Raw genomic sequence first — 17505 nt, forward strand, 5'->3', positions numbered from 1 at the left:
CCTCTCGACACGTACGGGGACGGCTCTACGAGCGCGTCTCAGGCGAGCGCGCTCTTCGAGCGTCGGTCGGCTTTCTGCTGGCAGTTCAGGCAGGGCTCGATACGGAGGGGTTTGCCGCACTCCTGACAGCACCACTCGGGGTAGTGACGATCCACCATGGCTATCCATGAGTAGGCATGGCATACAGCGGCATATGTCTTGCGGGATCCTTCACGGTTCTGGCAGGAGCGGCGGACGTACGGCGGCCGGCCGGCGTCCCCACGTCTCACGTACGACCGACGGTGCGGTCGAGTGCGTCGGGCGGGTCGTGTCCGAGCGCAATCGTTAATGGACGTCCACGAGAGTTGTCGGTATGTACGACGACGAGACCCTCTCGCGGATCCGAGACGAACGCGAGCGGTGGGAAGCGGAGACCCTCTCGCCCGTCCTCGACCGGCACGGCGAGCGTCAGGATCGGTTCGCGACCGTCTCGAACCTCGAGGTCGATCGGCTCTACACCCCCGAGGACGTCGCGGATCTCTCCTACGACGACCTCGGCCTCCCCGGCGAGGAGCCGTTCACCCGGGGACCGTACCCGACGATGTACCGCGGGCGGACCTGGACGATGCGGCAGTTCGCAGGCTTCGGGACCGCAGAGGAGACGAACGAACGCTTTCACTACCTGATCGAGCAGGGCCAGACCGGCCTCTCGGTCGCCTTCGACATGCCGACGCTGATGGGACTGGACTCGGACGCCTCAATGAGTCTGGGGGAGGTCGGAAAGGAGGGCGTCGCGGTCGACAGCCTCCGCGACATGGAGGTGCTCTTCGACGGCATCGACGTCGGCGAGGTCTCGACCTCGTTCACGATCAACCCGAGCGCGCCCGTGATCTACGCGATGTACGTCGCGCTCGCCGACCAGCAGGGCGTCCCGCGCGAGCAGGTCCGGGGGACGCTCCAGAACGACATGTTCAAGGAGTTCATCGCACAGAAGGAGTGGGTGATTCCCCCGGAGGCGTCGCTCTCGCTCGTGACCGACGTCGTCGAGTTCTGTACCGATGAGACGCCGAACTTCCACCCGATCTCGGTCTCCGGCTACCACATCCGCGAGGCGGGCTCGACGGCGGTCCAGGAGCTCGCGTTCACGCTCGCCGACGGCTTCAGCTACGTCGAGGACGCGATGGAACGCGGTCTCGACGTGGACGCGTTCGCGCCCCGGCTCTCGTTTTTCTTCAACTGCCACAACTCCTTCTTCGAGGAGGTCGCGAAGTTCCGCGCCGCCCGTCAGATCTACGCCCGAGTGATGGACGGGTGGTACGACGCCGAGCGCGCGGAGTCGAAACGGCTGAAGTTCCACACCCAGACCGCCGGACAGAGCCTCACCGCCCAGCAGCCGCTCAACAACGTCGCGCGCGTGACGATCCAGGCGCTCGCGGGCGTGATGGGCGGCACCCAAAGCCTGCACACCAACAGCTACGACGAGGCGCTCGCGCTGCCCTCGGAGGAGGCGGTCCGGGTCGCCCTGCGGACACAGCAGATCATCGCCGACGAGTCCGGTGTCGCGGACATCGTCGATCCGCTGGGAGGCAGTTTCGCGGTCGAGGCGCTCACGAACGAGGTCGAAGCGCGTGCCACGAGGTATATCGAAGAGATTCGCGAGATGGGCGAGGGGTCGGTGCGCGACGGCATCCTCCGGGGGATCGAGGATGGTTACTTCCACCGCGAGATCCAGGACGCCGCCTACGAGTACCAAGAGCGCGTCGAGCGCGAGGAGGAGGTCGTCGTCGGGGTCAACAAGTACACGCTCTCGGAGGACACCAGCCCGGAGATCCTCCACGTGGACGAGGCGGCGGCCGCCGACCACCAGCACGCCCGGTTGGAATCGGTGAAAGCCGACCGCGACGACCGCGCGGTGGAGGCCGCACTCTCCTCGCTCGAGGAGGCGATCGACTCCGGAGAGAACACGATGCCGGCGATCCTGGAGGCGGTGAAGGCGTACGCGACGATGGGCGAGATCATGGCCGTCTTCGAGGCAGAACACGGCAGCTACCAGGAGACGGTCGGGACGGTGAGCTAGGCTCGCCGCGAGACGACCATCACCAGCCCGAGAAAGACCCCGAGAACGACCGCGATGGTGATCGCGCCGTAGACAGCGAGCCCGACCGGGGTCGGTGGGACGTCGACCACCCCGAACATGGCGACCGGCTGGAGGTCCTCTAGGAAGATCCCGATCAGAAAGCCCATCAGTCCCGCGAGGCCGACGAGCGCCGCGTAGATCGTCAGGATGACGCGGTTACCGGCGACCGTCGTGGCCTCGGGGACGGCGGTGTCGTTCACGGCGAGGGTTGTGGCGTCCGAACGATGAGGCTTTCCCTCTCGGCTTCGAACTCGGGGGTATGATCGAGAAGGAGCTCTCGGAGAAGGACCTCCTCGCGCTCGTCCTCGGCGCGGTCGCGCTCTTCATGGCGCTGACGGCGCTGTTCATCGTCCTCACGTCCTGAGTCGCGACCCGGATACCCTCACGTGCCCGAACCGGGAGCGGATGCCCCGACCGTCTCGGGTGTACCGGCCGCTCGTGCGTTTCGAAGCGCGAGAACGGGGACCGCAGGCGGCCGCTCAGTCGTCGGCGGGCTCGTGGCCCTCTGGCTCGTCGAGTTCGCCGCCGTCGGCCATCGCCGGGCCGATCACCTCGCGGTCGAACCAGTTCCACTCGGCGGTGAGCAGGCCGTCCTTCTCCAGGTCCCACGGGTCGCCGCTCTCGACGAGCGGGCCCTCGAAGTACGACTGGACCATGTTGAACACCCAGATCAGCTGGCCGACGAAGAGGATCAGCGCGCCGACGGTGGTGATCTGGTGGAGGTCGACGAACTGCGGGAGGTAAGTCGCGTAGCGCCGGGGCATGCCACCGTAGCCCAGCAGGATCATCGCGAAGAAGGTCACGTTCGTCCCGATCATCGAGAGCCAGAAGTGCATCAGCCCGAGTTTGCGCTGGTACATCCGGCCCGTAACGAGCGGGAACCAGTAGTAGACGCCCGCGAACACCGCGAAGGCGATCGCGCCCATCACGATGTAGTGGAAGTGGCCGACGACGTAGTACGTGGCGTGGAGCACGAGGTCGATCGGGATCGAGGCGAGGAACACCCCCGTCACGCCCCCGATGATGAAGTTCGAGACGAAGCCGATACAGAACAGCATCGGCACCGTCAGGCGCACGCGGCCGTTCCACATCGTCGTGATCCAGTTGAACACCTTCACCGCGCTCGGCACCGCGATGGCGAGCGAGACGGCCATGAACGCGACGCGAATCCGCGGGTCGATCCCGGTCGTGAACATGTGGTGTGCCCAGACGCCGAAGCTGAGCACACCGATCGCGAGCGTCGAGTAGACGATGAACTTGAAGCCGAACAGCTTCCGTCCGGCGAACCGAGGCAGGATCAGGCTGATCAGCCCCATCGGTGGGAGCACGAGGATGTAGACCTCGGGGTGGCCGAAGAACCAGAAGAGGTGCTGATAGAGGATCGGCCCGCCGCCCTCGACCGCGAAGAACTGCGTCCCGAGGTTCCGGTCGAGCAGCAGCATGACGAGGACGCTGCCCAGCAGTGGGAACGAGAAGAGGATCAGCCCGGACTGGGTGAGGATCGTCCACGAGAAGATGTCGAGGCGGTTCCAGCCGACGTCCGGCCCGCGCTCGGTGAAGATGGTGGCGATGAAGTTGATCGCCCCCATCGTCGCGCTGATTCCCGAGAGGTGAAGTCCCAGGAGCATCAGGTCGAGACCGGCGTGGGGTTGGTCGATCGACATCGGAGGGTAGATCGTCCAGCCGGCCTGTGCGGGGGCAATGATACCAGCCAGCGGGTACGAGAAGAGCGGCAGCCAGATGAGGACCCCCGAGATGGGCAGCAGCCAGAACGCGATGGCGTTGATCCGGGGAAAGGCCATGTCGTCCGCACCGATCAGCAGCGGGATGAAGTAGTTCGCGAACGCGGCGATGATCGGCGTCCCGAAGAGAAAGAGCATCGTGATGCCGTGGCTCGTCATGAACGCGTTGTACGTGTCGGGCGCGAGGAACGTCGTCTCGGGACTGAACAGCTCCAGGCGCATGATCGTCACAGAGACGCCGCCGATGACGAGCGCGATCACGGCGAAGAGCCCGTAGAGGATACCGATGTCCTTGTGGTCGACCGTCGTGAGCCAGCGGGTTATCCCGCCGGGTTTGTGTGCCGTCTCGTAGCCCTCCTCCTGCGAGACGGCCGCCCCACCGCTCGAGAGCGGCGATCGCCAGTTCTCGACCCGCGAGATCCACGCGGCGACCGCCAACAGAAGCACACCCATCAGAACCGTCAAGGCGATCTGCCCTTCTACCATGTTCCCCGGTCAGGACCGCACCGTTATCAAGTATGCGAATCCCGCGACCCAGCCCTCCTCGACCGGCCGAGAACGCTTTTACTCGTGCCACGCTAGGACCTACCATGAACGAACGTGAGACGACCGACGAGGAGTTCGGGATCGAGGAGCTAGAGGACGCCGAGACGTTCGACAGGCTGTTCGGTATCGTCGCTGACGGCGTCGTCGGGGCGGCCGGCGGGCTGGTCGGGACGGCGATGCTCACGGTGGTGCTGTTGATCGCGGAGTCGATCGGCGCGTTCTCCATGGAGGCGTTCGGCTCGATCGCCCGGACGGCCGGCCTCGACGCGTTCGGGCCGGCGATCGTGATGGGCTATCTCCTCTTCCTCGCCGGGGGGACGGTGCCGTGGCCGCTGCTGTTCGCCTCGCTGAAGGAGTACCTCCCCGGTGGCAGCGACCCGGTGAAAGGTATCGTCTTCGGGACCGTCCTCTGGACCGGCTTCGCGCTCGCGTTCAACCCCGGCTTCGTCGGCCTCACGCTGGTCGCCTACCTCGTGTTGACGCTCGTCGCCCACTGGGCGTACGGCGTCGGCCTCGGGGTGGTCTTCGAGTACCTGGCGACGCGGTCCGACTCGCTCGTCTAGAGACGCTTCATGATCTCGTAGGTGAGCCAGGAGAGGCCCACCACCATCCCGAGCATGATCGCGTACATGTAGATCGTCATGAGGTCGGTGATGCCATCGCCCCAGGGGTTCGCAACGAGGAAGACCCCGATGAAGATGAAGAGGATCACGAGCGGGACGAAGTTCACCGTCGCGTCCAACAGGGTCTCCCGGTCGAAGACGCGGTCGCTTTCGCTCATGTGCGGAGGTAGCCCGGCGCCGGTGAAATAGGTGCTGATTCTCTAGGCCCGGTCGCCGAGGGCGTACCGGCCGACGAGCGCCCCGAGCATGCAGAGCCCGGCGGCGACGGCGATCGAGGCGACGCGGGTGAGCCCCACGGCGTCGAAGGAGAAGACGTACAGCGAGGCCGCGAGCGCGAGGAGGAGCCCGCCGATGACCAGGAGCGTCCCCCAGGGCGTCGCAACGTAGCCGGCCTCGCTCAGGATGCCCGCGACGCTCCCCGCGAAGAGCAGCAGGCCGCCGACCGCGAGCGGGACGATGTCGAGGAAGACGCCGACCTCGGAGAAGGCGAGCCCGATCGCGATGAAGATCGGGAACGGGCTCGTCTTCCCGTAGGGAAACCGGTCGTCCTCGTCGGGGTTCCGGAGTCGCTCTTCGGCCCGTCCGAGGCCCGTCTGGTCGTCCATATCCGGAGTAGAGACGCCAGCAACCAAAACCCATCGACTCGTGTCCTCGAACGGTTCGAAGCCGCCATCCGCGGCGAGTTCAGGCGACGAGTAGCCAGACGAAGAGGTAGAGGAAGTAGAGCAGCACGAGCAGGCCGAGCACCTTCAGCCGGAACGTCCGGATCTCGTCGGTCTCGCCGCGGTAGGCCTCGACGAACGCGTCTCGGTCCTCGGCAGCGAGCCGGTCGTAGTGGGCGAGTCCGAGGTGGAGGGTCCGATACCGATCGGACGAGAAGGGCTGGGCGCAGTGGGGACAGCGGATCGGCGTCTCCCCGGCGGGGATGGAGGTATCTCGGTCGGCGTCGAAGGCGGGGTCGGCGAACGGACGCTCCATGCCCGGTATCGGGCCGCAGACGTGTTGTACCTTCCCCTGTCGAAGTCAGATGGGTTTTTGGTAGTCGGGGCGCAACCGGCGAGCATGGCTGACGATCATCACCACCTGCCCGCGGTCGAGGACTGGCCGAAGGGCTACGGTGAGGCGAGCTGGTGGCCGTTCATCGCGGCCGTCGGCGCCTCCGGTATCTACGTCGGACTCGCACTGCTCATCCTCGGCGTCGGCGACGGCCTGCTCGACCCGCTCGCCGGCGGCGCCGTCTTCGTCCTCTCCACCGTCGTCTTCCTCGTCGGGCTCTACGGCTGGACGTACCACGGCTTCGTGAAATCCTACTGGGAGGAGGGCGGCCGCGGCGAGTCGAAGCTGCGCTGGGGGATGTTGCTCTTTTTAGGTACGGAGATCGCCACCTTCGGCGCGGTGTTCGTCTACTACTTTCAGATCCGCATCGTCTCCTGGGACCAGGCACAGGACGTGTTGATGGTGCCGCTTGCCGAGGGTGCGATCACGATCGGCAGCGTCTCGATCCCGATCCTCAACTACCTCGTGCTGGCGAACACGCTGATCCTGATCCTCTCGAGTTTCACGATCCACTGGGCCCACGTCGAACTGCTCAAGGGCGAGCGCCGGAACTTCATCCTCGGGCTGGCAGCGACGCTCGGCCTCGGGCTGATCTTCCTCGCGGGGCAGGCCTACGAGTACTACGAGTTCATCGTCGAGTACGGCTTCACGCTCCAGAGCGGGATCTACTCGAGCGCCTTCTTCGGGCTGACCGGCCTCCACGGCCTGCACGTCATGCTCGGGGCGGTGCTCATCTCGCTGCTGCTCTTCCGCGCTCTCGCCGGCCAGTACGACGCCGAACGCCACACCTCCGTGAGCACGGTCTCGATGTACTGGCACTTCGTCGACGTCGTCTGGGTGTTCCTCGTCGTCGTGCTCTACGTCGGCGCGGTGATCTGAGAGAGAGATCAGCACTCGACGGGCGGGACCCACTCGGTCGCCGGCTCACCGTCGGGGATGCCGAGGAAGTTCACGTACGCCGTCGCACCACCCTCGCTGTCCGCGTTGTGGACGTGGCCCGGGTCGAGCCACGCGTCGCCCGCCGCGTAGGTCCGGGGCACGCAGTCGTGTTCCATCGTCACCTCGATCTCGCCCTCGACCATCGTGACGAGAGAGATCCCCGGATGCCGGTGCCAGCCGGACGTGCCGCCCTCGGTCCAGGTCGCCCGGGCGACGATGCTGGTCGACGCGTCATCCAGTTCGACGACGAGCGGGTCACCGTCGTGCTCGTCGGCGTACTCGAGACAGAACCTCGCAGACAGGTCGTCTCTGAACGGAGCGTGGGGTGCGAGCACCTCGACCTCGAAGCCGTCGGGTTCGTCGACGGCCTCCTCGTCCTCGTCGTCCTCTTCGTCTCCCGTTTCTCCGTCCTCCGTCTCCTCGTCGTCCTCGTTCCCGTCGTCCTCGTCGTCGTGTTCGGTGCCGGTCGCGGGCACGATCAGTCCGAACGCGCCCACCCCGAACGCCCCCGCTTTCACGACCGTTCGCCGCAGTACGCCGTCCGTCGGTTCGTCCTCGCTGGTTTTCATGGTTCTCACCGCGTTTCGGCGCGGAGCGAGACGCTCTTCACGCCGTACGTGCTGCACGCGCCTTTCGCCTGCTCCGAGGTGAACTCGTACGCCGAGTTGTCCCGCAGTTCGCTCACCTTGAGTCCGGCGCGTTCGATCGTCGTCGTGTAGTCGTCGACCTGTTCGGCCCCGCCGATGCACGCCGCCCAGAGATCGGCGTTCGTCTTGATCCCCTCCGACAGCCGCGACTCGCTCAGGATGTCCGAGATCGCCAGCCGGCCACCCGGCCGGAGCACGCGTGCGACCTCCTCGAACACCCGGTCTTTCTCCGCCGAGAGGTTGATCACGCCGTTCGAGATCACGACGTCGAACGAGTCGTCCGGAACGGGCAGCTCCTCGATGTAGGACTTCTGGAACGTGACGGTCTCGAAGCCCGCCTCGTCCCGGAGCGTCCGGGCCTTCCCGAGCTGTTCGTCGGTCATGTCCACCCCGGTGACGCTCCCGGAGTCGCCGGCGTGCAACGCCGCGACGAAGACGTCCATCCCCGAGCCGCTGCCCAGATCGAGGACGTCCTCGCCCTCCGAAATGTCGGCGAGATCGAAGTGGTAGCCGACGCCCGCGAACGAGTCGATCGCCTCTCGAGGGATGCGATCGAGGTCGGCTGGCGGGTAGCCCAGCCGTTCGGCGAGTTCGCGGCCGGTCTCGAAGTGGAACTCCTCGTCCGGCCGTTCGGCGACCTCGCGGTAGACCGCCTTCACCTCGCGTTCGAGCTTCTCGACGTCGAGCGATTCGGATTCGGCCATCTCACTCACCCCCCGCCGGCTCGATGTTCTGGTTCACGTGGAAGAGGTTCTCCGGGTCGTAGGTCGTCTTTACCTCGCGGAGGCGGTCGTAGTTCTCCCCGTAGGTCGCCCGGACCCGATCGGTGCCCTCCTCCATCATGAAGTTGACGTACGCGCCGCCCGCCGAGTGCGGGTGCAGCGCCTCCCAGTACGACCGCGCCCACTCGCGGAGGCGATCCGCGTTCTCCGGCTCCGGGTCGACGCCCGCGATCACCATCGACCAGGTGGCGTCGCGATACGCCCAGGCGGTTTCGTCCTCCTCGACGCGGTGGACCGCCCCGTCTATGGGATAGAGGTGCATCGTCGACTTCGTCGTCGGGACCTCCGCGAACCGGGCGTGTTCGGCGATCGCCTCGTCGGTCAGCTCGTCGACGAAGTCGCCCTTCCAGTACCACTGCTCGCCGGAGGGGTAGAGGTCGTCGAACAGGCTCTGGAGCGCGGGATACGGCATCTCGCCGACGTGCTCGAACAGCGGATCGGCCGCCTCGCGCGCCGGGTTCAGCACCTCGTCGATCCCCTCCGGGTCCCCCAGGTAACACCACACCAGCCCGCAGACCTTCTCGCCGTGGATCTCCTCGGGGAACGGCTCGCCCGGCACCTCGGCCGTGAGGTAGAAGGCGTAGACGTCCTCGGGAGCCTCGGGCAGCCACTCGCGGTACCATCGCATCGTCTCCTCGAGGTCGTCGATCGACCAGAACATCGGGCCAGCGACGACCGTCTCGACCGGGTGGAGTGCGAACTCGAAGCTCGCCACGACGCCGAAGTTCCCGCCGCCGCCGCGCAGCCCCCAGAACAGGTCGGGGTTCTCCGTCTCGCTCGCCCGAACGAGTCGGCCGTCGGCCAGCACGACGTCCGCGCCCAGCAGGTTGTCGATCGTCAGGCCGTACTTCCGGGTGAGGTAGCCGTGTCCGCCGCCGAGGGTGAGGCCGCCGACGCCGGTCGTCGAGACCACCCCGCTCACGGTCGCCAGCCCGAACTCGTGCGTGGCGTGATCGACGTCACCCCACGTACAGCCGGGCTCGACGCGAGCGGTCCTCGTCTCCGGGTCGACACGGATGCCTTTCATCTCCGAGAGGTCGATCACCAGCCCGTCGTCGACGGTGCTCAGGCCGGCGCCGTTGTGCCCGCCGCTCCGGATCGCCACGTCGAGTTCGTGCTCGCGAGCGAGGTTCACCGCCCCGATCACGTCGCTCACGTTCGCACATCGGGCGATCAACCCCGGCCGGCGGTCGATCATCGCGTTGTAGATCGTGCGCGCCTCGTCGTAGACAGCCCCGTCGCCCGGACCGATCACCTCCCCCCGCGAGCGTTCCGCGAACTCCTTCACTGCCGTCTCGTCTAACGTCGGGCTCTCTGTCGCCATGTTCGTCTCCCGTCGGAGGTGCGTGTGGTATAGTGACATAGCTACCGCGTGCAATCGGCGCAAGCGGTGACCGATCCGCAGCCCCCGGGCACGGATCACCGGCTGCAACGGAGCCGATCGGTCACGGACGGCGGATACCCGGGCTCGGACGCGACGGACGCGTCCGAGCCCGCTCATACGGACTGCTGCAGTCTGTACCGCCCGGACCGGTACCTGCCTCTCGGTCCGAGCGGTAACCAGGTACAGCAGTCCGTATCAGACCGCGTCCGGCGGCCCGAACGACCGCGCCTCCTCGCGGTAGGACTCGTATGTCGTCTCCGCCCACTCGCGGACCTCCCGGGAGTCGGTGTCGATCAGCACGCGCACGCTCCCGCTGTCGGGATCGTAGCCGCTGATCCCGACGCGATCGTCGAAGAGCGCGAGGCCATAGGTCGGCAGGTCGTCGTGGACGCGGATCGTGAGGTTCCCGCTCTCGATCGACTCCGAACAGTGCTCCCGGTAGGTGGAGACGACGTACCGCGCGACGCCCGGCGGGTCGACGATCTCCGTCTCCATGCCCGCCACGATCAGGCGCCGGAAGTCGTCCCGGCACGGCTCGACGAGCGCGAGGTCGAAGCCGACGAACCGGAACCGTTCGGTCCCCTCCAACAGCGTGACGAACCGGTTTACGGGCCGATAGGGGTCCTCCGCGACGGCGACGGTCACCGTCGCGTCCGAGACCATCTCGATACTGAGGCCGTCGACATCGGCCGAGATAAGCCCCCAGACGTCGCGGAGCGCGCGCTCGGTCTCGATCCGGTCGATCAGCTCGGCCATCCCCCCCGCGACGAACGCCCCCAGCTGTGTCGCCTCGTACCGGTGGCCGTTCTTCTGGACCCAGCGGCGCTTTTCGAACTCACAGAGGAGCCGGCCGACCGTCGAGGAGGAGGCCTCCGTCAGCTCCTGAAGCTCCCTCCGACTTCGCGACGTCTCCGACAGCGCCGCGAGCGCGCTCACCCGGTAAGGCGAGCGCGCGAGGAACTCGATGTCACTGAGCGTCGAGTCCATGGTAGCGGCTAACATGGTACCAGTACACGTGCAGTCGACATAGTTATTCGGACCTCCCTACTCGCCGATAACACGCCTCTCGCCGCCGAGCAGCGGGGAGTTCCCGTTCGCGAGTCGGACGGGCGGACCGACTCACTCGCGGAGCAGCGCCGCCCGGAGGGCGTCGCTCCCCTCGACCACCTCGTCCGCAACGGAGAGGTCCGAAGCCCCGCCGTCCCCGTGGAAGCCGATCGTCCACAGGCCGGCGCGCGAAGCGGCGCGCGCGCCCGCCGTCGAGTCCTCGACCGCGACACAGACGTCGGGCGAGAGACCGAGTTCGGCGACCCCCCGCTCGTAGATGTCCGGTGCGGGCTTTCCCGGTCCGTCGAGGGTTTCGGCGCTCACCACCGCGTCGAAGTAGGAGAGGAGATCGAACCGGTCGTCGACGAGCGCGATCCAGTCGACCGGCGAGGATGTCGTGAGCGCGAGCGCGACCCCCCGCTCACGGAGCGTCGAGAGCAGGTCGTGTGCGCCGGGGAGCAACGTCGCGTGCTCGGCGTAGATCTCCTCGCCCGCCGCCTCGAACAGCGCCTCGAACTCCTCACGCGTCACCGCGAGGTCGTACTCGCTCTCCAATTCGGGGTAGAGCTCCGCGTAGTTCCGCCCCGTGATCGCCGACATCGGGATCTCGTCGTCCAGGGCGGCCGTCGGCAGTATGTGCTCGCGCTGGCGCTCGACCCAGAACTCCTCGGAGTGGATCAACACGCCGTCCATGTCGAAACAGACGCCGTTCATACCCCTCGATCGCTGCGCTCGCGTTTTCGTCTTTCCGTTCGAGGACCGGGCTACTCGATGCTCAACTCGCCGCCCGAACCCTTGCCCTCCTGTCCCTCCTTCCACTCCAGTTCGAACTCGACGCTCAGCTCGGTCGAGCCGTTGGTCTCGCGCTCGGCTTTGATCTCGAACTCCGGTCGCTCCGGTACGTCCATCTCGACCGACTCGTCCCCGGAACTGAGCGAGAGCGTCCCGTCACCGTCGAGTTTCTCCGCGACCGTCCGCAGGTACTCGGCGATCTCGCTTCTGTTCATCGACTGTTCGACCTTGAACAGCACCTCTTCGGGCATGAGGTGGGATAGGACCGCGTCGGTGATAAAGGGGGTCGACTACTCCTCGGTCTCTTCGTCGTCAGCGTCCTCGCCGTTCTCCTCGTCCTCGGCCTCGTCGTCCTCTTCGTCATCGCCTTCGGCCTGCTCCTCGAGCCACTCCTCGTACTCGTCGTCGTCGACCACGTCGATGATGAAGTTCATCTGCGAGTGGCCGGTGCCGCAGTACTTCGCGCAGTAGCCCTGGTACTCGCCTTCCTCGTAGACTTCGGTGGCGACCATGTTGTGCTGATCAGGCACCGCGTCCTGTTTCAGTCCCAGGTCGGGGACGTGAAAGCCGTGTATCCACGATCCCCGGTCGTGGTCGGCGGTGACGTCGAAGTAGACCTCCTGTCCGGCCGGGATCACGGCCTCACCGGTCGAGGTGACGTCCTCGTCCTCGTAGTGGAAGTCCCAGCCGTAGTTGTACGCCTCGACCTCGATCACGATGGCCTCCTCGTCACCCTCGACGGGGCCCTCCTCGCCCGGTGGCTGGGTGATGAACGGGTCGGCCATCACCTGGTAGGAGGCCAGCCCGACGAACAGGAGGACGATCGCTGTCGTGATCGTCCAGGTGATCTCCAGTCGGCGGTTCTCCCGCGTCGGCTGGGGGTCGTCGTTGTTCCGGTACTTCAGGACCGTGTAGATGAGGATCCCCTCGACCAGCAGCGTGATCGGGATCGCGGCGTACAGAAGTGCCATGTTGAGGTCGCCGATCAGTTGGTCGTTGACCGAGTTGTAGGCCGCGACGGGCTGAGCGACGAGGAGGGCGAACGCGGTGAACCCCGCCGCCACGAGGGCGAGCCGCTTGCGTTCCATGATAAACGTGGGTTAGGAGACGGGGAATAAATACCTGCCTTTCCGCCCGCGGTCGGCCGCACCGGGGATGCTAAGTACGGTCGGTCACAACCCCTCGTGAGAAGGTATCGTGAACTCTAGCGCATCCGTCGGGAACCGCTCGCCGGGCTTTCTCCCCCTCCTCGCGGCGACCGCCATCGGCGTCTATCTACTCGTGATCGTCGGAGCGACCACGTCGCTCACCGACGCGGCCGCGTCCTGTGCGACCTGGCCCGCCTGCGAGGGGAGCGTCCTCGACGGCGGTGGGACGACGATCGCGTGGGTCCACCGTGCGCTCGCAGCGCTGGTCGGTCTCGGGGTGCTCGCCGTCGCAGCGATCGGCTTCCGCGTCGAGACCCGGTACAGGGTTCGACTCGCGCTCGCCGTCGCCGCGCTGCTCTACCCGGTACAGGTCGGGATCGGTGCCGTCACCGCGACGATGGGCACGCCCGAACTCGTCTCGGCCGTTCACCTGCTGCTCGCGATGGGCATCTTCGGCGGACTGCTGCTCGCGCTCGCCTGGTCGCTCGAAGCCCGCTTCCCGACCGGAGAGCACGAGCCGAGCGAACCGGGGGAAGCCTCCGACGTGGAGAGCGACTCCGAGGCCGAGCCGGCCCGGCGGCCGGTTCCCACCGGCTGGCGCGCGACGGCGGGCGCGTACTACAGCCTGACGAAACCCCGGCTGATGTGGCTGCTCTGTCTCGTCGCCGCGGCCGCGATGGCGCTGGCTGCGGGGCCGACGCTCACGGTCGATATCGTCATCGCCACGCTGTTCGGAGGGGTGCTCGCCATCGGCTCTGCGGGGACGTTCAACCACGTGCTCGAACGCGACGTCGACAGGAAGATGGCCCGCACGTCGGAGCGGCCGCTCGCGACCGACGTCGTGCCCGTCAGGAACGCCCTCGCCTTCGGCGTCCTCCTCGGCGTCGCCTCGCTCGCGGTCTTCTTCCTCTTCGTCAACGCGCTCGCTGCGCTCCTGGGGCTCACCGCCATCGTCTTCTACAGCGTGATCTACACGCTCGTCCTCAAACCGAACACGGTCCAGAACACCGTCCTGGGTGGTGCTGCGGGCGCGCTCCCCGCGCTGATCGGCTGGGCCGCGGTGACGGGGGAGATCGGCCTGCCGGCGCTCGTGCTCGCCGCGGTGATCTTCTGCTGGACCCCAGCACACTTCTACAACCTCGCGCTCGCGTACAAGGCCGACTACGAGCGCGGCGGCTTCCCGATGATGCCCGTCGTTCGGGGCGAACGCACCACGCGGAAACACATCGTGCTCTACCTCGGGGCGACCCTGCTCGGCGCGGCGGTCCTCGCGACCGTCGGCACGCTCGGTTGGGCGTACGCGCTCACGAGCGTCGCCTTCGGCGCGCTCTTCCTCTACGCGGTCATCAGGCTGCACCGAGAACAGACACGAAGGGCGGCGTTCCGGGCGTTCCACGCGTCGAACGCCTACCTCGGTGCGCTCTTGCTCGTCATCGTCGTCGACGCGCTCGCGCTCTGAACGATGAGCACCGTTTCGCTCCGCACAGCCGAGCGGTTCCGGCCGAGGCGGTCGACGCTCGTCTACGGCGCACTCCTCGTGAACACCGAGGTCCTGCTCGTCGCGCTCTACCTGCTGCTGACCGACGTGCAGGTGGCCGCCTGGAGTTCGGTTGTCTACCCGTTCGTCTGGATCAACGTCGGTCTCTGGGCGCTCGTCCGCACGGAGCCGACCCCGCGCTCATCCCGACAGGCGTGGATCGCGGGCGGGGTCGCCGCCGGCTACCTCCTCGTGCTGTTCGTCGTCGGAGGGCTGCTCTCGCTCGGCCACCCCGGTGTCGAGAACCCGCTGCTCTCCGTCTCGCTCGTTACCCCCGGGACCGGACCCGTGATCGCGATCGACACCGGAGTCGTGCAGTTCGCGGCGATCCCCTTTCTCGTGATCGGCTACACCGCCTTGGCCTACTTGGTCTACGCGACGCTGCTCGACGCCGCGGGGAACGCCGTCACCGGGATCTTCGGGCTGCTCTCGTGTGTCTCCTGTGTCTGGCCGGTGCTCGCGCCGCTGCTCGCCGCGGCCTTCGGAAGCGGTGCGGTCGCGACTGCCGTCGCCTTCCAGTCCCGGGAACTCGGCACCGTGGTATTCCTCACGACGGTCGCCCTGCTCTACTGGCGGCCGTTCAAGCGGTCCTAACTAAGGGCGGTCGCCGCTACGACCGACCATGGAGTCACTCGAACACGCCGCCGTCGGCACGGTCGTGAGCGCGTTCGCGCTCGCCCTGCTCCGACCGGTCGCCTCGCCCCTGAGACACGTCGGCCTCTTCGTCTACGGCGTCGCCCTCAGCGTCCTCGTCGACCTGGATCACTTCCTCATCGCCCGCGCTCGAACGGGAGACTGGTCGCACCTCCGGGCGGTGCTCTCGGACCCGGTGAACGGCATCTACGACCAGGAGTGGGTCTTCGCCGACATGGAGGGGATGGCCCGCCAGCGCCTCGCGAGCCATCTCATCCTCGGCGCCGTGCTCGTCGTCGGGCTCCGCCGCCGGTCGCCGTTGCTCGCGGCCTACACCGGCGTCGTGCTCGGTGCGCACGTGGTCTGTGACCTACTCAGGGACACCGGGCGGGCCTGATCGTCCGATCAGTAGGCCTCGCTCGCCTCAGTGATCCGCTGGTCCTGCTCCCGCGAGAGCGAGAGGTCGGCCATCCCTGCATTCTCCTCGAGCTGCTCGACCGAGCGCGCCCCGACGATCGGCACGCAGGTGAACCGTTCACGATCGGCCAGCCACCGAAGGGTCACCTGCGCCGGGCTGGCGCCTTCCTCCTCGGCGACCGTTTCGATCGCCTCCATCACGTCCCACTGCTCCTCCGAGAACTTCCCGTCCCAGTCGTAGAGGTCCCCACGCGAACCGGATGGAGAGGAGCCCTCCCGGTCGTACTTCCCGGTGAGGAAGCCACCCTCGAGCGGCGAGTACGGACAGACCGCGAGGTCCTGGTCCGCACAGACCGAGAGGTAGTCGGACACGGCCTCGCGGTAGGCGGGGTTGTACCGCGGCTGGGTGACGTCGAACCGTTCGAGCCCCTCGACGTCGCTCGTCCAGAGCGCCTTCGTGAGCTGCCAGGCGGCCATCGAACTCGCACCGAGGTGGTTGACCTTCCCCTCGCGCACCAGATCCGTGAGGACCGAGAGCGTCTCCTCGATCGGGGTCGCCTCGTCCCAGCGGTGGATGTAGTAGAGGTCGAGGTAGTCGGTTCCGAGCCGTTCGAGGCTTCCCTCGATCTGCCTGCGGACGTGCTTTCGACCCAATCCCCGACCGTTCGGTCCCGGCTCGCCCCAGCCGTCGAACGGGAAGTAGACCTTCGAGGCGAGGACGACCTCCTCGCGGTCCCGTTCGGAAAGCCACTCGCCGATCCAGGACTCGCAGGTCCCGTCCGGGTCGCCGTAGACGTTGGCCGTGTCGACGAAGTTGATCCCGTGATCGAGACAGGCGTCGAGCAGCTCGTGGGCGGTCTCCTTTTCCGTCTCGACGGTCCCGTCCGATCGCTTCGCGAACCGCCAGGTGCCGAAGCAGAGTTCGGAGACGCGCGTTCCGGTCGACCCGAGTGTGGTGTACTCCATGCGCCCCGATCGTTCGCCACCGCCTAAACTCCCCGTCCCGGCAGACGAGACGCCAACCGTTTTGCCCCCGCCTCGGGTATCGACCCCATGCCCACACGCGTCGCCGCGATCGGTCTGGGCGCGCTCGAAGCGATCGGGAGCCGTCTGCTCTCGGGGATGGACGACGTTCGCGTCGTCGCCGGCTCCGACCCGACCGGGCCCGCACGCGGGTCCTTCGAGGCCGATCACGCGGTTCCCACCTACGCCGACTACGAACCGATGCTCGACGAGCACGCACTCGACGCGGTCTCGGTCGTCACGCCACACACGCTCCACGCCGAACAGGTCACCGCCTGCCTCGAACGCGGCCTCCACGTCCACGTCGAGAAGCCGATGACGACCGACCTCGGCGACGCGGCGACGCTCTGTGCGCTGGCGGCCCGGGAGGACCTCGTCCTCCAGGTTGGCTACCAGCGCCACTTCGATCCCCGGTTCCGGGAGATGAAGCGCGTGATCGACTCGGGCCGCATCGGCGAGCCCCACATGGCAGCGTGTCACCTCGAACAGGACTGGCTCTCGGTCGCCGACGGTACGTGGAGAGTCGATCCGACCCTCTCGGGTGGCGGCCAGCTCTACGACTCCGGCTCGCACCTGCTCGACGCGCTTCTGTGGACGACCGGGACGACCCCACGGGCGGTGGCGGCGATAACCGACTCGCGCGGCGAGGCCGTCGATATCGACTCGGCGCTCGCGCTCACGCTCGGTCGCGAGGACGGGACGATGACCGCGAGCGTCGGCGTCACCGGCGACGGGCCGACCGGTCCCGACACCGGCGAGGGGCTTTCCGTGTGGGGAAGTGAGGGCGCGGTCGAGTTCGACGGCGAGCGGATCGCGGTGACCGAGGGCGACGTCACCTACGGGACCGAGATCACCGATGGAACCGACTTCGAGACGGTGACTCGCCGGAAACTAGAGGCGTTCGTCGCGGCCGTCCGCGGCGAGCGCGAGCCGGCGGTCCCCGGCGAGTTCGGCCTCCGGGTGGTCGCGCTGACCGAGGCGGCCTCCGAGGCCGCCGAGGGAGGTCGAACGGTCGACGTCGGCGAACGCATCGAACGGGCGATGGACCGAATCCCTTAGGTCCGTACCGGTGC

At 67.2% G+C, this 17505-nt stretch carries 20 protein-coding genes; 7 read left to right on the top strand and 13 right to left on the bottom strand.

The features are described from left to right. Window positions 1–352: 352 nt before the first annotated feature. On the top strand, window positions 353–2056 hold the full coding sequence (locus V2L32_RS11075; RefSeq protein WP_331236551.1) for an acyl-CoA mutase large subunit family protein: 1704 nt from the start codon (window positions 353–355) through the stop codon (window positions 2054–2056). Here V2L32_RS11075 and V2L32_RS11080 read toward each other — a convergent pair. Together V2L32_RS11080 and V2L32_RS11085 are read right to left on the bottom strand one after the other, a co-directional pair. Further along, window positions 2053–2316, bottom strand: coding sequence for a DUF7520 family protein (locus tag V2L32_RS11080; protein WP_331236552.1), 264 nt, complete (start codon window positions 2314–2316; stop codon window positions 2053–2055). The two genes, V2L32_RS11075 and V2L32_RS11080, sit on opposite strands and share 4 nt — an antisense overlap. Window positions 2317–2595: 279 nt before the next feature. After that, a complete protein-coding gene (locus tag V2L32_RS11085) occupies window positions 2596–4311 on the bottom strand; it encodes a cbb3-type cytochrome c oxidase subunit I (RefSeq protein WP_409348439.1) in 1716 nt (571 codons plus the stop codon). Between the two features lie 137 nt (window positions 4312–4448). Here V2L32_RS11085 and V2L32_RS11090 point away from each other — a divergent pair, with 137 nt between their 5' ends. Continuing rightward, window positions 4449–4967 (top strand): DUF6789 family protein, encoded by a 519-nt coding sequence (locus V2L32_RS11090; protein ID WP_331236554.1) that lies wholly within the window; start codon window positions 4449–4451, stop codon window positions 4965–4967. Here V2L32_RS11090 and V2L32_RS11095 read toward each other — a convergent pair. From V2L32_RS11095 to V2L32_RS11105, 3 genes are all read right to left on the bottom strand, one after another. After that, entirely contained in the window at window positions 4964–5185 is a 222-nt protein-coding gene (locus V2L32_RS11095; RefSeq protein ID WP_331236555.1) for a DUF6684 family protein, read from the bottom strand. The genes V2L32_RS11090 and V2L32_RS11095 overlap by 4 nt on opposite strands. 42 nt (window positions 5186–5227) lie before the next feature. After that, the gene (locus tag V2L32_RS11100; protein ID WP_331236556.1) at window positions 5228–5632 is read right to left on the bottom strand and encodes a DUF7541 family protein; all 405 of its coding nucleotides are present in this window, start codon (window positions 5630–5632) and stop codon (window positions 5228–5230) included. Between the two features lie 79 nt (window positions 5633–5711). Beyond that, a complete protein-coding gene (locus V2L32_RS11105; RefSeq protein WP_331236557.1) occupies window positions 5712–6005 on the bottom strand; it encodes a DUF7410 domain-containing protein in 294 nt (97 codons plus the stop codon). A gap of 84 nt (window positions 6006–6089) precedes the next feature. Here V2L32_RS11105 and V2L32_RS11110 point away from each other — a divergent pair, with 84 nt between their 5' ends. Then, a complete protein-coding gene (locus V2L32_RS11110; RefSeq protein ID WP_331236558.1) occupies window positions 6090–6962 on the top strand; it encodes a cytochrome c oxidase subunit 3 in 873 nt (290 codons plus the stop codon). An 8-nt stretch (window positions 6963–6970) separates the two neighbouring features. Here V2L32_RS11110 and V2L32_RS11115 read toward each other — a convergent pair whose 3' ends face one another. The 7 genes from V2L32_RS11115 to coxB all read right to left on the bottom strand — a co-directional run bounded on the left by V2L32_RS11115 (window position 6971) and on the right by coxB (window position 12762). After that, window positions 6971–7591, bottom strand: coding sequence for a cupin domain-containing protein (locus V2L32_RS11115; protein ID WP_331236559.1), 621 nt, complete (start codon window positions 7589–7591; stop codon window positions 6971–6973). Window positions 7592–7596: 5 nt separating this feature from the next. Continuing rightward, window positions 7597–8373 carry a methyltransferase domain-containing protein gene (locus V2L32_RS11120; RefSeq protein ID WP_331236560.1) on the bottom strand — a complete coding sequence of 259 codons (777 nt, stop codon included), beginning with the start codon at window positions 8371–8373 and terminating at the stop codon, window positions 7597–7599. A gap of 1 nt (window position 8374) precedes the next feature. Further along, window positions 8375–9775, bottom strand: coding sequence for an FAD-binding oxidoreductase (locus tag V2L32_RS11125; RefSeq protein ID WP_331236561.1), 1401 nt, complete (start codon window positions 9773–9775; stop codon window positions 8375–8377). 255 nt (window positions 9776–10030) lie between these two features. Next, window positions 10031–10837 (bottom strand): helix-turn-helix transcriptional regulator, encoded by an 807-nt coding sequence (locus tag V2L32_RS11130; RefSeq protein WP_331236562.1) that lies wholly within the window; start codon window positions 10835–10837, stop codon window positions 10031–10033. 117 nt (window positions 10838–10954) lie between these two features. After that, window positions 10955–11596, bottom strand: a complete 642-nt coding sequence (locus V2L32_RS11135; protein ID WP_331236563.1) for an HAD family hydrolase — start codon at window positions 11594–11596, stop codon at window positions 10955–10957. 50 nt (window positions 11597–11646) lie between these two features. After that, window positions 11647–11925 carry an amphi-Trp domain-containing protein gene (locus tag V2L32_RS11140; protein ID WP_331236564.1) on the bottom strand — a complete coding sequence of 93 codons (279 nt, stop codon included), beginning with the start codon at window positions 11923–11925 and terminating at the stop codon, window positions 11647–11649. A gap of 39 nt (window positions 11926–11964) precedes the next feature. After that, a complete protein-coding gene (gene coxB, locus V2L32_RS11145) occupies window positions 11965–12762 on the bottom strand; it encodes a cytochrome c oxidase subunit II (protein ID WP_331236565.1) in 798 nt (265 codons plus the stop codon). Between the two features lie 109 nt (window positions 12763–12871). On the opposite strand from coxB, the gene V2L32_RS11150 reads away from it, so the two are divergent. Genes V2L32_RS11150 through V2L32_RS11160 form a run of 3 tightly spaced genes read left to right on the top strand, consistent with a single transcriptional unit; the run spans window position 12872 to window position 15389 of the window. Next, complete coding sequence (locus V2L32_RS11150) at window positions 12872–14281, top strand: heme o synthase (RefSeq protein ID WP_331236566.1); 1410 nt, start codon at window positions 12872–12874, stop codon at window positions 14279–14281. A gap of 3 nt (window positions 14282–14284) precedes the next feature. Then, the gene (locus tag V2L32_RS11155; protein ID WP_331236567.1) at window positions 14285–14953 is read left to right on the top strand and encodes a DUF7546 family protein; all 669 of its coding nucleotides are present in this window, start codon (window positions 14285–14287) and stop codon (window positions 14951–14953) included. Between the two features lie 28 nt (window positions 14954–14981). Further along, a complete protein-coding gene (locus V2L32_RS11160) occupies window positions 14982–15389 on the top strand; it encodes a hypothetical protein (protein ID WP_331236568.1) in 408 nt (135 codons plus the stop codon). A gap of 8 nt (window positions 15390–15397) precedes the next feature. Here V2L32_RS11160 and V2L32_RS11165 read toward each other — a convergent pair whose 3' ends face one another. Next, entirely contained in the window at window positions 15398–16375 is a 978-nt protein-coding gene (locus V2L32_RS11165) for an aldo/keto reductase (RefSeq protein WP_331236569.1), read from the bottom strand. An 87-nt stretch (window positions 16376–16462) separates the two neighbouring features. Here V2L32_RS11165 and V2L32_RS11170 point away from each other — a divergent pair, with 87 nt between their 5' ends. Then, window positions 16463–17491, top strand: a complete 1029-nt coding sequence (locus V2L32_RS11170) for a Gfo/Idh/MocA family protein (protein ID WP_331236570.1) — start codon at window positions 16463–16465, stop codon at window positions 17489–17491. Window positions 17492–17505: the final 14 nt, after the last annotated feature.

Origin of the sequence: Halalkalicoccus sp. CGA53, assembly GCF_036429475.1 — an archaeon.
GTDB lineage: Archaea > Halobacteriota > Halobacteria > Halobacteriales > Halalkalicoccaceae > Natronorarus > Natronorarus salvus.

What these genes read in the sequence shown, in the direction of transcription:
- V2L32_RS11075 (WP_331236551.1), top strand. Translation starts at nt 353, where the DNA reads ATGTACGACGACGAGACCCTCTCGCGGATCCGAGACGAACGCGAGCGG.
- V2L32_RS11085 (WP_409348439.1), bottom strand. Translation starts at nt 4,311, where the DNA reads ATGGGTGTGCTTCTGTTGGCGGTCGCCGCGTGGATCTCGCGGGTCGAG.
- V2L32_RS11090 (WP_331236554.1), top strand. Translation starts at nt 4,449, where the DNA reads ATGAACGAACGTGAGACGACCGACGAGGAGTTCGGGATCGAGGAGCTA.
- V2L32_RS11095 (WP_331236555.1), bottom strand. Translation starts at nt 5,185, where the DNA reads ATGAGCGAAAGCGACCGCGTCTTCGACCGGGAGACCCTGTTGGACGCG.
- V2L32_RS11100 (WP_331236556.1), bottom strand. Translation starts at nt 5,632, where the DNA reads ATGGACGACCAGACGGGCCTCGGACGGGCCGAAGAGCGACTCCGGAAC.
- V2L32_RS11105 (WP_331236557.1), bottom strand. Translation starts at nt 6,005, where the DNA reads ATGGAGCGTCCGTTCGCCGACCCCGCCTTCGACGCCGACCGAGATACC.
- V2L32_RS11110 (WP_331236558.1), top strand. Translation starts at nt 6,090, where the DNA reads ATGGCTGACGATCATCACCACCTGCCCGCGGTCGAGGACTGGCCGAAG.
- V2L32_RS11115 (WP_331236559.1), bottom strand. Translation starts at nt 7,591, where the DNA reads ATGAAAACCAGCGAGGACGAACCGACGGACGGCGTACTGCGGCGAACG.
- V2L32_RS11120 (WP_331236560.1), bottom strand. Translation starts at nt 8,373, where the DNA reads ATGGCCGAATCCGAATCGCTCGACGTCGAGAAGCTCGAACGCGAGGTG.
- V2L32_RS11125 (WP_331236561.1), bottom strand. Translation starts at nt 9,775, where the DNA reads ATGGCGACAGAGAGCCCGACGTTAGACGAGACGGCAGTGAAGGAGTTC.
- V2L32_RS11130 (WP_331236562.1), bottom strand. Translation starts at nt 10,837, where the DNA reads ATGTTAGCCGCTACCATGGACTCGACGCTCAGTGACATCGAGTTCCTC.
- V2L32_RS11135 (WP_331236563.1), bottom strand. Translation starts at nt 11,596, where the DNA reads ATGAACGGCGTCTGTTTCGACATGGACGGCGTGTTGATCCACTCCGAG.
- V2L32_RS11140 (WP_331236564.1), bottom strand. Translation starts at nt 11,925, where the DNA reads ATGCCCGAAGAGGTGCTGTTCAAGGTCGAACAGTCGATGAACAGAAGC.
- coxB (WP_331236565.1), bottom strand. Translation starts at nt 12,762, where the DNA reads ATGGAACGCAAGCGGCTCGCCCTCGTGGCGGCGGGGTTCACCGCGTTC.
- V2L32_RS11155 (WP_331236567.1), top strand. Translation starts at nt 14,285, where the DNA reads ATGAGCACCGTTTCGCTCCGCACAGCCGAGCGGTTCCGGCCGAGGCGG.
- V2L32_RS11160 (WP_331236568.1), top strand. Translation starts at nt 14,982, where the DNA reads ATGGAGTCACTCGAACACGCCGCCGTCGGCACGGTCGTGAGCGCGTTC.
- V2L32_RS11165 (WP_331236569.1), bottom strand. Translation starts at nt 16,375, where the DNA reads ATGGAGTACACCACACTCGGGTCGACCGGAACGCGCGTCTCCGAACTC.
- V2L32_RS11170 (WP_331236570.1), top strand. Translation starts at nt 16,463, where the DNA reads ATGCCCACACGCGTCGCCGCGATCGGTCTGGGCGCGCTCGAAGCGATC.